The 14,256-nt window shown below is 46.7% G+C and carries 10 protein-coding genes and 16 tRNA genes; 21 read left to right on the forward strand and 5 right to left on the reverse strand.

The window, feature by feature from the left end; translation table 11 throughout:
* The 21 genes from lolB (at window position 1) to VOA_RS02505 (ending at window position 6,377) form a co-directional block, all read left to right on the forward strand.
* Window positions 1-618 carry a lipoprotein insertase outer membrane protein LolB gene (lolB, locus tag VOA_RS02605; RefSeq protein ID WP_001087417.1) on the forward strand — a complete coding sequence of 206 codons (618 nt, stop codon included), beginning with the start codon at window positions 1-3 and terminating at the stop codon, window positions 616-618.
* Entirely contained in the window at window positions 615-1,487 is an 873-nt protein-coding gene (gene ispE / locus VOA_RS02600; protein WP_000623268.1) for a 4-(cytidine 5'-diphospho)-2-C-methyl-D-erythritol kinase, read from the forward strand. Before lolB ends, ispE begins: the two co-directional genes overlap by 4 nt.
* Window positions 1,488-1,516: 29 nt before the next feature.
* Window positions 1,517-2,461, forward strand: a complete 945-nt coding sequence (locus VOA_RS02595; protein WP_001113134.1) for a ribose-phosphate pyrophosphokinase — start codon at window positions 1,517-1,519, stop codon at window positions 2,459-2,461.
* A 169-nt stretch (window positions 2,462-2,630) separates the two neighbouring features.
* Window positions 2,631-3,221, forward strand: a complete 591-nt coding sequence (gene pth / locus VOA_RS02590; protein ID WP_000081946.1) for an aminoacyl-tRNA hydrolase — start codon at window positions 2,631-2,633, stop codon at window positions 3,219-3,221.
* A 10-nt stretch (window positions 3,222-3,231) separates the two neighbouring features.
* Window positions 3,232-4,323, forward strand: coding sequence for a redox-regulated ATPase YchF (ychF, locus tag VOA_RS02585; RefSeq protein WP_000505887.1), 1,092 nt, complete (start codon window positions 3,232-3,234; stop codon window positions 4,321-4,323).
* A 275-nt stretch (window positions 4,324-4,598) separates the two neighbouring features.
* A tRNA-Met gene (locus VOA_RS02580) sits at window positions 4,599-4,675 on the forward strand.
* 29 nt (window positions 4,676-4,704) lie between these two features.
* Window positions 4,705-4,790: transfer RNA gene (locus tag VOA_RS02575), tRNA-Leu, on the forward strand.
* 24 nt (window positions 4,791-4,814) lie between these two features.
* Window positions 4,815-4,899 (forward strand) — tRNA-Leu (locus tag VOA_RS02570).
* Window positions 4,900-4,926: 27 nt separating this feature from the next.
* Window positions 4,927-5,001 (forward strand) — tRNA-Gln (locus tag VOA_RS02565).
* 77 nt (window positions 5,002-5,078) lie between these two features.
* Window positions 5,079-5,155 (forward strand) — tRNA-Met (locus VOA_RS02560).
* A 23-nt stretch (window positions 5,156-5,178) separates the two neighbouring features.
* A tRNA-Leu gene (locus tag VOA_RS02555) sits at window positions 5,179-5,264 on the forward strand.
* A 17-nt stretch (window positions 5,265-5,281) separates the two neighbouring features.
* Window positions 5,282-5,356, forward strand: a tRNA-Gln gene (locus tag VOA_RS02550).
* Between the two features lie 41 nt (window positions 5,357-5,397).
* Window positions 5,398-5,482 (forward strand) — tRNA-Leu (locus VOA_RS02545).
* Window positions 5,483-5,509: 27 nt separating this feature from the next.
* Window positions 5,510-5,584 (forward strand) — tRNA-Gln (locus tag VOA_RS02540).
* A 40-nt stretch (window positions 5,585-5,624) separates the two neighbouring features.
* Window positions 5,625-5,709 (forward strand) — tRNA-Leu (locus VOA_RS02535).
* Window positions 5,710-5,734: 25 nt separating this feature from the next.
* Window positions 5,735-5,811, forward strand: a tRNA-Met gene (locus tag VOA_RS02530).
* Between the two features lie 23 nt (window positions 5,812-5,834).
* Window positions 5,835-5,920: transfer RNA gene (locus VOA_RS02525), tRNA-Leu, on the forward strand.
* A 17-nt stretch (window positions 5,921-5,937) separates the two neighbouring features.
* Window positions 5,938-6,012: transfer RNA gene (locus VOA_RS02520), tRNA-Gln, on the forward strand.
* 41 nt (window positions 6,013-6,053) lie between these two features.
* Window positions 6,054-6,138, forward strand: a tRNA-Leu gene (locus tag VOA_RS02515).
* A 38-nt stretch (window positions 6,139-6,176) separates the two neighbouring features.
* Window positions 6,177-6,251: transfer RNA gene (locus VOA_RS02510), tRNA-Gln, on the forward strand.
* Window positions 6,252-6,292: 41 nt separating this feature from the next.
* A tRNA-Leu gene (locus VOA_RS02505) sits at window positions 6,293-6,377 on the forward strand.
* Between the two features lie 301 nt (window positions 6,378-6,678).
* Here the strand turns inward: VOA_RS02505 and VOA_RS02500 are convergent.
* From VOA_RS02500 to flgJ, 5 genes are all read right to left on the reverse strand, one after another.
* Entirely contained in the window at window positions 6,679-7,812 is a 1,134-nt protein-coding gene (locus VOA_RS02500) for a flagellin (protein ID WP_000290381.1), read from the reverse strand.
* A gap of 684 nt (window positions 7,813-8,496) precedes the next feature.
* Complete coding sequence (locus tag VOA_RS02495; RefSeq protein ID WP_000154830.1) at window positions 8,497-9,636, reverse strand: flagellin; 1,140 nt, start codon at window positions 9,634-9,636, stop codon at window positions 8,497-8,499.
* Window positions 9,637-10,043: 407 nt separating this feature from the next.
* Window positions 10,044-11,237 (reverse strand): flagellar hook-associated protein FlgL, encoded by a 1,194-nt coding sequence (gene flgL, locus VOA_RS02490; protein ID WP_000934646.1) that lies wholly within the window; start codon window positions 11,235-11,237, stop codon window positions 10,044-10,046.
* Between the two features lie 12 nt (window positions 11,238-11,249).
* The gene (gene flgK / locus VOA_RS02485) at window positions 11,250-13,124 is read right to left on the reverse strand and encodes a flagellar hook-associated protein FlgK (protein ID WP_000135490.1); all 1,875 of its coding nucleotides are present in this window, start codon (window positions 13,122-13,124) and stop codon (window positions 11,250-11,252) included.
* Window positions 13,125-13,317: 193 nt separating this feature from the next.
* Complete coding sequence (gene flgJ, locus VOA_RS02480) at window positions 13,318-14,256, reverse strand: flagellar assembly peptidoglycan hydrolase FlgJ (protein WP_000609513.1); 939 nt, start codon at window positions 14,254-14,256, stop codon at window positions 13,318-13,320.

Consider the following 14,256-nt stretch of genomic DNA (forward strand, 5'->3'; position numbering starts at 1 on the left):
ATGAACTCTCTCGTACGTCGCCTGCTCCCTGGAGTGGCGAGTCTGTTTCTCTTAGCAGGTTGTGCCACGACACCTCCCCAGCCGATCAACGTTCAGTGGCAATCTCATCAGCTCGTATTACAACAAATTCAAGCCTATCAACTCACGGGCAAACTCGGTTATATCGCGCCTAATCAGCGTCAATCGTTCAATTTTCAATGGCAAAAAAGCCCGCAGCAACTCTCGCTTCGCTTAAGCAATTTCCTCGGCCAAACCGTTCTCAACCTACAAGTCGATGAGCAGGGCGCGCAGGTCGATACTTATGATGACCAAATTTATCGCGACCAAGATGCGCAAAGCTTGATTCGCAATTTAACTGGGCTGGATATCCCCGTAGAACAACTTGAAGATTGGATTTTAGGCTTACCCACCCAAGCCAGTCATTATGAGTTAAACGAACAAAACACCCTCGCCTCTCTCACCAAACTGGCGTCAACAGCAGAGTGGCAAGTGGAGTATCAGCGTTACCAAGCCATTGAGTGGCAAAATCAGCTCATTCCGTTGCCAGATAAACTCAAACTCCAACAAAATAAAACCTCGATTCAACTGGTCATTTCACAATGGACGCTGCTCCCATGATCTCTGGTACTACCGTGTGGCCCTCACCAGCCAAGCTTAATCTGTTTCTATACATTACCAGTCGCCGCCCCAATGGCTACCACGATCTGCAAACCTTGTTTCAGTTTCTCGATCACGGTGATGAGTTGACCATTACCGCCAACAACAGCGGCAACATCACCCTCTCTCCCGCTCTAGCCGATGTCGCGTTAGAAGATAACCTAATTTACAAAGCCGCGATGGCACTCAAAAACGCGAGCCAATCACCACTCGGCGCGGACATCAAACTGCACAAAACTTTGCCAATGGGGGGCGGAATTGGTGGAGGGTCATCCAATGCGGCCACCACTTTAGTGGCACTCAATTACTTATGGCAGACTGGGCTTAACGATGATCAACTGACCGACATTGGGTTGGCACTCGGAGCGGATGTCCCAGTCTTTACCCGTGGCTTTGCCGCCTTTGCTGAAGGTGTTGGCGAAGAATTATCCGCGGTAGAACCCGAGGAAAAATGGTATTTAGTGGTGCGCCCCGCAGTCAGCATCGCGACAAAAGATATTTTTACTCATCCTGACCTAGTGAGAAATACGCCGAAGCGTGATCTGGCAAGCCTTCTTGCCACTCCCTACGAAAACGATTGCGAAAAAATTGTCCGATCACTGTACCCCGAGGTTGATCAGCAACTTTCATGGCTGCTACAATACGCGCCGTCAAGATTGACCGGGACGGGATCTTGCGTTTTTGCTGAGTTTTCGAGCAGGAAAGATGCACAGGCAGTCTTTGCTCAATTATCTGACAACGTCTTAGCGTTTGTAGCCCAAGGCCGCAATGTTTCACCGCTCAGAAAGACGTTGGCTGACTATCAATCAGCCAAAATCCGACCTTACTAAAAACTGGACGCAACCCTGAGGTTTCCACCGTGCCTGATATGAAGCTATTTGCTGGTAACGCAATACCCGAACTAGCCCAACGTATTGCTGATCGCCTGTACATTTCCCTTGGTGATGCTACTGTTTCTCGTTTCTCTGATGGTGAAGTAGCAGTACAAATCAATGAAAATGTCCGTGGTAGCGATGTATTTATCATTCAATCCACCTGTGCCCCGACCAATGACAACCTGATGGAACTGGTGGTTATGATTGACGCAATGCGCCGTGCTTCTGCAGGCCGTATTACGGCAGTTATCCCTTACTTTGGTTATGCCCGCCAAGACCGCCGTGTGCGTTCGGCTCGTGTGCCAATCACTGCAAAAGTTGTTGCAGATTTCCTTTCTAACGTTGGCGTTGACCGCGTTCTGACTATCGACCTCCACGCAGAGCAAATCCAAGGCTTCTTCGATGTTCCAGTAGACAACATTTTCGGTACACCTGTACTGCTGGAAGATATGAAAGCGCGTAACTTGGAAGACCCTGTTGTAGTATCTCCAGATCTCGGTGGTGTGGTTCGTGCTCGTGCAACGGCGAAAGCACTAGGTGATATTGATATCGCGATCGTTGACAAACGTCGTCCACGTGCCAACGTTTCAGAAGTCATGAACCTGATCGGTGATGTTGAAGGCCGCGACTGTGTGATTGTCGATGATATGATCGACACCGGTGGCACACTGTGTAAAGCTGCTGAAGCATTGAAAGAACGTGGTGCGAAACGCGTATTTGCTTACGCAACGCACGCGGTGTTCTCTGGCAATGCAGCGAAAAACATCAAAAATTCTGTGTTGGATCAAGTGATTGTGACTGACTCTATCACCCTATCGAAAGAGATGGCGGCGACAGGAAAAGTGACTCAATTGACTCTATCAAGCATGCTGGCTGAAGCGATTCGTCGTATCAGCAACGAAGAGTCTATCTCTGCGATGTTTAACTAATCATTGAATAACCTAACCTATCTGCCTGTCAGATAAGTTGGAGCATCGATGATGCGAAAGCGTTTCATCCTTGATGAAGCGCTTTTTTATTGCCTTTTGTGTGACTCGCACCTCGCGGCGGATGTGTGCTATCATACCGCGCTTTTGAGTTTCCGAAGAGATATTCGCCTTGAGTCAACCAATCAAACTCCTTGTCGGACTGGCTAATCCAGGACCTGAATACGCGAAAACACGCCATAACGCAGGTGCTTGGGTTGTCGAAGAATTAGCCCGTATTCACAACGTTACGCTAAAAAATGAGCCCAAATTTTTTGGTCTTACCGGACGAATGTTGATCAATGGTCAAGAATTACGGGTATTAGTCCCAACCACTTTCATGAACCTCTCAGGCAAAGCCATTGCCGCTCTGGCCAACTTTTACCAGATTAAGCCAGAAGAGATCATGGTGGCACACGATGAACTAGACTTACCTCCCGGTATTGCGAAGTTCAAGCAAGGAGGCGGTCATGGTGGACATAACGGGCTCAAAGACACCATAAGCAAATTAGGCAACAACAAAGAATTCTATCGTCTACGGCTTGGTATCGGCCATCCGGGACACAAAGATAATGTAGCCGGTTATGTGCTAGGCAAAGCTCCCACTAAAGAGCAAGAATGCCTTGATGCCGCAGTGGATGAATCCGTTCGCTGCCTTGAGATCCTCATGAAGGATGGCCTCACCAAAGCACAAAATCGTTTACACACTTTCAAAGCTGAATAAGGTTACAGTCATGGGTTTTAAATGTGGCATCGTCGGTTTGCCAAACGTAGGTAAATCAACTCTTTTTAATGCACTGACCAAAGCGGGCATCGAAGCAGCTAACTTCCCGTTTTGTACAATTGAGCCAAACACAGGCGTGGTTCCAGTGCCAGATCCGCGTATGGATGCCTTAGCCGCAATCGTAAAACCAGAGCGTATTCTGCCAACCACCATGGAGTTTGTGGATATCGCAGGTCTGGTTGCAGGCGCTTCAAAAGGTGAAGGTCTCGGTAACAAATTCCTCGCCAACATCCGTGAAACCGATGCAATTGGCCACGTTGTACGCTGCTTTGAAAATGAAAACATCGTTCACGTTGCAGGTAAAGTTTCACCGCTGGAAGACATCGAAGTCATCAACCTTGAACTGGCGCTATCGGATCTTGATAGCTGCGAGCGTGCGATTTTGCGTCAAAGCAAACGCGCGAAAGGTGGCGATAAAGAAGCGAAATTTGAGCTGACTGTACTGGAAAAACTGCAACCAGTATTAAGCGAAGGCCAATCCGCGCGTTCTGTTAAGCTGACGAAAGAAGAACTCTTGGCCGTCGGTTACTTGAACCTGCTGACACTCAAACCAACCATGTACATTGCTAACGTAAATGAAGATGGTTTTGAGAACAACCCATATCTGGATGCCGTAGTTGAGTTTGCCGCACAAGAAAATGCCTCTGTTGTTGCCGTTTGTGCTGCGATCGAGGCAGAACTTTCTGAACTGGAAGAAGAAGAACGTGATGAGTTCTTAGCCGATCTGGGCATTGAAGAACCAGGACTAAACCGAGTAATCCGCTCTGGTTACGATCTGCTGAACCTGCAAACTTACTTCACCGCTGGCGTGAAAGAAGTGCGAGCATGGACGATCCCTGTCGGTGCTACAGCACCACAGGCGGCAGGCAAGATCCACACTGACTTTGAACGTGGTTTTATCCGTGCAGAAGTGATCGGCTACGATGACTACATCCAATTTAACGGTGAGTCAGGTGCGAAAGATGCCGGTAAATGGCGTTTGGAAGGTAAAGACTACATCGTTAAAGATGGCGATGTGATCCACTTCCGCTTCAACGTTTAAAACTCGCTTCATTGCAAACCAAAAGCCAACCAAAGTGTTGGCTTTTGGTGTTTATGGACATCTAAAAAATGATCTTTGTTATCCTCAAAGCGTAATGAATTTGTTGTTTTGGTAATGGTTTTTGATCATAAACACGCCTCTTTGTTTAAAAAAAACTCGAACGGTTGGTTTCAAAGAATTTATTCAAAAAAACTGTTGACGCTCCTAACCCATATCCGCATAATGCGCTCCGTTCTCAGCGATAAGGCAAAACGCCTCGGCAGAGAAACAAATTTGGCTACGTAGCTCAGTTGGTTAGAGCACATCACTCATAATGATGGGGTCACAGGTTCGAATCCCGTCGTAGCCACCAAACTTATACAATTTGATGCTTTTGAACACGCGGTGGTGGCGGAATTGGTAGACGCGCTAGCTTCAGGTGTTAGTGTCCTTCGGACGTGAGGGTTCAAGTCCCTCCTTCCGCACCAAAAGTATCAGGTTGTTAAAAATTTGCGGAAGTGGCGAAATTGGTAGACGCACCAGATTTAGGTTCTGGCGCCGCAAGGTGTAAGAGTTCAAGTCTCTTCTTCCGCACCATTATTTGATGATATTAATCATCACTGCAGGTCTATCGCCAAGCGGTAAGGCAACGGGTTTTGATCCCGTCATCCCATGGTTCGAATCCATGTAGACCTGCCATTTTCTTAACTTTCAACACGGTAAAAACCATTGGAAGTCAGAGCGAGATTGTATTATAGTCTCTCGCTCGAAAAGATGGCTACGTAGCTCAGCTGGTTAGAGCACATCACTCATAATGATGGGGTCACAGGTTCAAATCCCGTCGTAGCCACCATAATACAATTTGATGCATTTAACGCGGTGGTGGCGGAATTGGTAGACGCGCTAGCTTCAGGTGTTAGTGTCCTTCGGACGTGAGGGTTCAAGTCCCTCCTTCCGCACCAAATGTATCGAATTCTGCAGGTCTATCGCCAAGCGGTAAGGCAACGGGTTTTGATCCCGTCATCCCCTGGTTCGAATCCAGGTAGACCTGCCACTATTTCGATGAGTCGAGCAATCGGGTTATCACAAAAATTTGCGGAAGTGGCGAAATTGGTAGACGCACCAGATTTAGGTTCTGGCGCCGCAAGGTGTAAGAGTTCAAGTCTCTTCTTCCGCACCATTATTTGATGATATTAATCATCACTGCAGGTCTATCGCCAAGCGGTAAGGCAACGGGTTTTGATCCCGTCATCCCCTGGTTCGAATCCAGGTAGACCTGCCATTATATCGATGAGTTGAGCATTCAAATCATCAAACAATTTGCGGAAGTGGCGAAATTGGTAGACGCACCAGATTTAGGTTCTGGCGCCGCAAGGTGTAAGAGTTCAAGTCTCTTCTTCCGCACCATATTAAATCTGAAAAGATTTAGAGTGGCTACGTAGCTCAGTTGGTTAGAGCACATCACTCATAATGATGGGGTCACAGGTTCGAATCCCGTCGTAGCCACCATATTACAATTTGATGCATTTAACGCGGTGGTGGCGGAATTGGTAGACGCGCTAGCTTCAGGTGTTAGTGTCCTTCGGACGTGAGGGTTCAAGTCCCTCCTTCCGCACCAAATGTATCGAATTCTGCAGGTCTATCGCCAAGCGGTAAGGCAACGGGTTTTGATCCCGTCATCCCCTGGTTCGAATCCAGGTAGACCTGCCACTATTTCGATGATTCGAGCAATCGGGTTATCACAAAAATTTGCGGAAGTGGCGAAATTGGTAGACGCACCAGATTTAGGTTCTGGCGCCGCAAGGTGTAAGAGTTCAAGTCTCTTCTTCCGCACCATTATTGAAAGCAACGACGATCGTTGTGCAGAATACTGCAGGTCTGTCGCCAAGCGGTAAGGCAACGGGTTTTGATCCCGTCATACCCAGGTTCGAATCCTGGCAGACCTGCCATTATATCGATGATTTGAGAAATCAAATTATCACTACAATTTGCGGAAGTGGCGAAATTGGTAGACGCACCAGATTTAGGTTCTGGCGCCGCAAGGTGTAAGAGTTCAAGTCTCTTCTTCCGCACCATATAAACAAAACCTAGCTTCGGCTAGGTTTTGTTTTTTCTGTATATTCTCTTTCAAAATATTCAAAAAGTTGGATTATGCCGTAAGTTAGTGGCAAAGACGGCCTATCAATAGAGTGACCCTCTTCCTGGCTCCAATTATGCTTCGCAGTGCTCATCATATTATTATTGTTCACGACCAATCCTTTGACACCCTATATTTATCTTCGTCACGACTTTTCAGTGTCATACAGAGAGCTTTCGTATCGTATTTTGGCCAATAAAAAACCCAGCTGCAGCTGGGTTTTTTCCTATCAACTCGAACTAGCCTAATAGAGCTAGTGCTGAGTTGGGTGCCTGCTTGGCTTGTGCGAGAACAGAACTTGATGCTTGAGAAAGGATCTGCGCTTTGGTCAGTGCAGTCGTTTCTTTGGCAAAGTCTGTATCTTTGATTCGGCTCTTAGACGCATTCACGTTTTCGTTAATGTTATCTAAGTTGTTGATAGCATGGTTGAATCGGTTTTGGAACGCACCGAGTTCAGCACGATGACTATCCACGTATTTCAATGCTGCATCGACAATCGCCACACTTTCTTGTGCACCGCCGACCGTGGTCACATCCAAGGTATCTACCGTGACGTCTTTCGCCGCGCCAATACCTAACTCACCAGCCAGTGAGCCCCCGAAGGTTGCCGCACCATCGACTTTGTTGTTGTCGGTGAAAAGCTGCAATTTACCTTCTTCGCTCACAGAGGCTTTCACCATGTCAGTTTGACCGTTGATGTAAGTCGCCAGCTCTTCGATGTCATCCCCTTCTTTCGCATTGATTGAAATGGTCACATCGCCTTCGCGTTTGTCTTTCAGTGTGATCGTCAGGTCATTTTTACCTGCTTCCACACCCCAGTTTTTATCTTTGCCATTCGCCGCTTGATAAGTTTTACCACCCATCAAAACGTTATCACTGCGCATGTCTTTGATATTGAGCATAACCGCTTCACCGTTATCCGCACCAATCTGGAAGGATTTGGTTGCGAAGGTGCCGTTGAGCAGCTTGTTACCACCGAAAGAAGTGGTTTCAGCCACACGATTAAGCTCATCATTCAACGCAGTGATTTCTTCTTGAATCGCAATACGGTCGGCTTTTGAGTTCGAACCGTTAGAGGATTGCAAGGAAAGATCACGCATACGTTGCAGGATGTTGGTGGTCTCTTTCATTGCCCCTTCCGCTGTTTGCGCCATCGAAATACCATCGTTGGCGTTACGAACGGCTACGCCTAAACCTCGGCTTTGCACGTTCAAGCGGTTAGAGATTTGCAGACCTGCCGCATCATCTTTTGCGCTGTTAATTTTATATCCTGAAGATAAACGTTCCATCGACGATTGTTGTGCGTTTGTTGCGCTCGTCAAGTACCGTTGTGCTGTCATCGCTGACACGTTGGTGTTTACATTCACCGCCATAGTGGTATCTCCTATTGATTTTCCGACGTGCGGAATTCCCAAAAACGGTTTCCGACGTCTCGGAAAACCAAGCAGTTCTCTCAAAGTTACTTCTATTAGCGACTCGGCTGATGAATCCTTTAGCAAAAAGATGTTTTTTTGTTCTAAACCTAATGAAATCTATGCATCTTGAGAGGTAGCACACAAGTTGTATAAATATCAGGGAGATCCGCTTAAGTTTTATGCTTGATGGTCGGTATGAAAAATCAGGTAATCTATACGCATGAAGCACCGTATTACCTAAGTGATTTGGCGTTACAGATGGGCGACAAGTGGATTCATACCCATGCAGATAGGCTGTCTGTGTGGTTGGGATAAACGAGCGTAGCTAACACGACTAAAGCGTCAAGTAGCCAGTGGATAAATGCAGGATTTAAAGTAGGAGACGAGGAATCGCTGATACAAATACAGAAAAAGAAAAGCCCCTTTTCCTTTGAGAGAACCGGGGCTAGTTGGTGGTAGCCATCGCCAATGTGGAGATCAAGAGAAATGAACACATTTCGGCTTACCATTAGGGCGCATGATTATGTTTGCCTAGTTGAGCAGTTTGAGTGAGAGAGCTCACCTAACATCCCACAATCATACCTTGCCAAAGTTCCTTCATTACATACCCACGTCTGAGCTCATTAATGAAGGCACCTAGAACTACTGCAATAACGAGATTGCAGAGTTTGGCAATTGTTTTGCTTGGGCAAGAATCGAGGTTCCAGCCTGTTGCAGAATCTGAGATTTGGTAAGTTGCGTTGTTTCCTTCGCAAAATCCGTATCTTTAATCCGACTTTTCGATGCTTCCACGTTCTCCTGAATGTTCGACAGGTTACTGATGCTGTGGCTGAGTCGGTTCTGTTTCGCACCGAGGTCTGCTCGTTGCGAATCCACGTATTTCAATGCGGCATCGATGATACCCACGGCGTTTTGTGAACCACCGACACTAGTGATATCAATGTCTTGTACTGTGGTTTTCACACCAGGGCCACCATTAAGACCAAGTTCAGTTGCCAAGCCACCAGAAATATTGAAGTCACCTTGAACATTCGGCTCAGAAACAAAAATCTGCAGTTTGCCATCTTGATCCACCGATGCTTTGAACAAATCGGTTTGACCATTAATGTAAGTGGCTAATTCTTCGATGTCATCGCCATCTTTGGCCATGATGTCGAGCACCACCGCTTCACCATCTTTCTTGGTGAATTCAAACTTCAGATCACGAGCAGTTGGCGGAACGCCCCACTCTTTGGTCTTCGCTTGCTCAGAGACAAAAGACTGGCCCCCCATGCGGAAATCGTCCGCACGAACGCTAGTAAGTCCCATGATGATCGCTTCACCCGAGCTTGAACCAATCTGGAACGACGCTTCACCAAACGAACCGTTGAGTAGCTTACGACCACCAAAAGATGTGGTTTCAGCGATACGGTTCAGTTCATCTTGCAGTGCAACCGACTCTTCGTTCAGTGCCTGACGCTCTGACGCCGAGTTGGTGCCGTTCGCCGATTGCAGGGCGAGGTCACGCATACGCTGCAAAATACTGGTCGATTCGTTCATCGCGCCTTCTGCGGTTTGAGCAATCGAAATACCATCGTTGGCGTTACGCATTGCCACATCCAAGCCGCGTGATTGCGCCGTCAAACGGTTCGAAATCTGCAGGCCTGCCGCGTCATCTTTTGCACTGTTAATGCGGTTACCGGATGACAGGCGTTCCATAGAGGTATTAAGCTCCCCAGTTGCCTTAGTCAGGTAACGTTGTGCGGTCATCGCCGACACGTTGGTATTTACGTTAATGGTCATAGTTTGCTCTCCTATCGAGTTCGCAAGCTCATTTGCGAAGCGGTCAGCTTTGGTCTCTTTTGGAAGCACTGACCGTAAATAACTTGCCAAATCGGCCCTAAGGCGGATTTAAAAACCGGTTACAACAACTCTGATGTATACCATTCAATTAGTGTGCCAACTTTACATCCCGTGGCATTTACCGCAATACATCAATATTTTTCAATAAGTTATACAATCCAACTTATTCAATCAGCCACACTAGGTTGCCGATTGGTGCCAGTGGCAATACTTTTTGCCGCCGACTTGCCGCTTAGTTGCCCTGTACAACTTTTCACCAAGGCTTAACGCTACATTTGCAACTTTCGCGCCACTTTTTAACTCAACTCACTTCGCTCATATGGCTTAGGCACATAAGGCAATGAAGGTTAGATGTAGTTAAACAGTGTGAGATCTTTGGTCTTCCCAAAAGCTTTTTGAGAGGCTTCGAGCGCTCGTGAGTTCTCGTTGAACTCAATCACTGCATCGGCGTAATCCAAGTCTTCAAAGGTACTCTTGGATTTCGCGAGGCTGATTTTAAAATCTTCGTGCTGCTCTTCTTGAATGTCGAGCGTATTCAAACGCGCACCGATATCCGTTCTCGTTTTATTGAGATGAATAAAAGCGGTATGAAATTCTTCCACGATCTGATGCAGCTTGGCGGTATTGGATGCATCCGAAACCGAACCTTCGGCATAACGGATCGCATCACGGAACGTATCAAACACGCTATAGGTATCGCGCGGTGTAAGATCTATCGCATCACCTTTGGTGATCTGTCCTTTCACCTGTATGTTGAGTTCTGCAAACTGAATACCGGTTTTCGGATCAAACTCCCCCGATTGCACTACGCTGCCATTGCGCTCCAACTGATAACCATTTTTTCCATCTGGCATATCCACAAAAGTGACACGATAAGCCGATGTATCATCAGGATTGAGATTCACAGCACGTTCCAATAAAAGCTCTGAACCTTCTTGTAACGTATAGTTAGGTTCATAGCTTCCAAATGGGTTGGGGATCTCCATAAACACTTTACTGCCTGGATTATTAAATGGAATTTCCAAGCTGTTGGAGATCTTCATTTTGCGCTGATAGTCATCACCGGCGTAACTCACATTGCCTTGGTTATCACGGAAAAATGGCTGATTCTTGGGCTTTGTACCGGCAAAAATATAGTTGCCGGACTCATCCTGTACGTTAGCAAGGTTGAGGAAGTTGCTCGCCATTTCCTGCAATACACGTGCACGTGCCACCCGATCTTCTGGTGATAACGAACCGTTGATCATCTCCATCACCGTCCGCTTCGCGGAGTCTGAAAACTCTTCTGTATTGGAGATGATGACTTCTTGATGCTCTAAACGGTTACGCACCAACACAATGGCATCGAGATACTGGCGTAGTTGCTCTTCTTGTTGCCCGACGTTTTGGATATAGTGCGTTGCCAATGGGTTATCACTGGCTGAAAGCAGCTTTTTACCAGATGCCAATTGCGCCTGGTTATTAAAGACTTTCGATTCCTGACGACGAATGTCGTTCTGAACCGCTTGATAATTGTGAAAGCTGGAGATTCGGTTCAACATTTACCCTTCTCCCTACCGCAACGCCAAAATGGTATTAAAGGTGTCATTCGAAGCCTGAATGATCCGCGATGACGCCATATACGCTTGCTGAAATTTCATCATATTGGCGGCTTCCTCATCCAAGTTAACTCCAGAGATGGAAGCGATGCGCGACTGCGCTGCCTCTTTTTCCAAACGCGACACATCGGTTAAGCGTGTCATGGTCGCCATCTTCAACCCAACATCCGTATTGAGGTTGTGATACAAATCGATGATGGTCGACTCTTTGTCGTTCATTTTCTTATCAGTTTGGATGTTGATCATTTTGCGCAGGTTGCCATTATCCCCCTCAGAAGGGACAAGGTTTGCCGTGAATTTATCATTTGGCAATGCGCCTTCGGTTAACTCAAAGGTGGTACCTAAAACAGTGACGGGTCCTGTGGGTGGATAAGGTTGAGGCTGCATCAGAATGTTGCCTTTGGTATCCGTCACCGCAAATTGATCTCCAGTCGGTGAAACGTGCACTTCAAACTCACGCACATCCCCCGCTTGAAGAATTTTGAATTGCGCTTTGCCTTGAGCAAACGTGGTGGAAGCCTCAAAACTCTGTGCGGCAATTTTTGTCGCATCTTCCGTGGCTAAACGGATTGCCGCCGCGCCGCTGCGAGTTGGGCGCACTAAAACACGCTCTCCCACCTGTGGAGGGTTGCGCACTTCAATCCGTAATCCATCGATATAAACGTTACCTTTGACAACAGGCAACACGGTTTGTTGACCAGAAGGCTGAGTGACCACATATTCGCTGCCGTTGTATTGCATGGAATATTCGCCACCTTTCAATTGACTGACATCGTCAATGAATACCGCCATATCTGCTTTGGAATTACTGTTAGTCACAACACGTGAACGTGCAATAACGTCCATATTGACATCGGTAAACAGAGGCCCACCAACGTTACCACGCAGATCCAAGCCTTGTGACTGTAAGGTATTCACTTCATGAGAAAATGAGAGCGCTAAACGACCAACCTCATCCATCAGATAAGGGATATGTTTATCACGCATGTCCAGAATCGCTTCCATCTTGCCACCAATATCACGTGCAGAGATGGCTTTGATTGCTTTGCCCTCAACCATTGCAAGGCGGTGCTGTTGAGTATCTGGATAACCATCAATGATTTTAAGCTGACTTGCTTCCGTACCCGAAACTAAGGTGTGTCCGTTACCAATATGGATGTTAAAGCCTTCACCATTCTTTCTTTGTGTGACGGTGACTTTGGTGTATTGAGAAAGCTCAGCCACCAGCTTTTCATGTTTATCCATCAAATCGTTATGTGGACCAGGAACACGCATCATTAGGCGTTGTAAGTCACGAATCTCCAAGGCAAGTTGGTTGATTCGCTCTACACCAAGATCTAACCCTTTGTTAGCAATATCTTTTTGTTGACGCACAGTTTCGTGGAAGTCATTAAGGTTTTGTGAAATCAGCTTAGCCTTTTCCAGCACCACTTTACGGGCACCAAGATCGTTTGGTGAATCGGCCAAACTTTTTACAGAATCAAACCATTCGTTGAGATTCTCGGGGATTTTTTTCGAGGCCACAGAAGAGAGTAACTTAGACAACATGTCCAAGTTTTCTTCCGTATCCCGTTTGAAAGAGTAATCGGTAGAGGCAATGTTTAGCTCTTTAACGGCAAACTGATCCCATGAGCGGCGAACATTTTCCACATGCACACCCATGCCATAGGTTTCACCGCCATATTGGCGGGGCATATTGGTCCCTTGGATCACAGACTGACGGCTGTAACCCTCTGTATTAACATTAGAAATGTTATGACCTGTGGTATTGAGTTGTCTCTGAGCCGTCAGTACGCTTTGCGTACCCACATTCAGAAGATCAGACGCCATACTGCCCCCGAAAACCGATATTAATCAGTAAAAAACACTGAATCTATACGGTATTTGCAATATGTATGCCATGTTGATTTTTTAGGTTTTAATCTAATAAAAATAGAGAGTTAAGTTTGACTGCGTTCAATACGCTTGCGTGATAGAGCGGAGAAAAGAGTACCGCCGGAGAGACTCCGGCGGGCAATTAAATTTACAGTAGATTCATTTGATCAATTTGTGCTTTCACACGCAATACCTTATCCGCATATTGAGGATCGGTTGCGTAACCCGCACGATGAATTCCGTGAATAAAGCGTTCACTATTTCCGCCATGGTTCAACGCGTTGGTATAACGCGGATTGTTCTCAATGAAACGGACGTAGTCGTTAAAGCTTTCGTCTAAGCTACCGTAAGAACGGAATGCCGCTTTCTCCATCACTGGCACATTGTTGTGATATTCCAGAGTTTGCGTAGCGACCTTCTCACCTTGCCAACTGCGATCGGCTTTGATGTTAAATAGGTTATTGCTATTACCGTAGGCATTTTTGACCATTTTCTGCCCCCAGCCCGTTTCCAAAGCCGCTTGAGCAATCAATAAAGAAGAATCAATCCCCAACATGCGCGCAGCTTTATCCGCGTACGGTTTTAGCTTGGTGACAAATGACTGGCGAGAATCAAACTGGGCTGATTGCACCGTTTGCGTTTTTCGTAACGGATAAACTGCCGCCACCAAATCTTCATTACTGCGCTCACTGGCTGTTTTGCGGGCATGTTCCACTCGGCGCATCGCCTCTTGGAAACCATCCTCGCCTTTTTTGTCTGCCGGAGTTTGTCCGGTTGAAAGTTGGGCAACAATCATGTCTGCTAAGCCAAGTGAACCCGATGAGCTAAATTCACTCGCCATCTGTTCATCGAGCATTTGTCGATAGGTATCTTCCGTCTGGCTTCCGAACATGTCTGATTTAAAATCACTGTTCGCATCACGCATGGATTTAAGCATCATAGAGGTGAAGATCGATTCAAACTGGCGAGCGGCAGCAGTTAATGCCGCTTGCTCAGAACCCTCATCACCATTAATCGCCTTTTGGCGCAGCTTGTCGAGACCAGCAATATCTTGGATAAAGCCAATATCATTGGAATTATTAATCAT

Source organism: Vibrio sp. RC586 (genome assembly GCF_000176715.1).
In the GTDB taxonomy this organism is placed as follows: domain Bacteria; phylum Pseudomonadota; class Gammaproteobacteria; order Enterobacterales; family Vibrionaceae; genus Vibrio.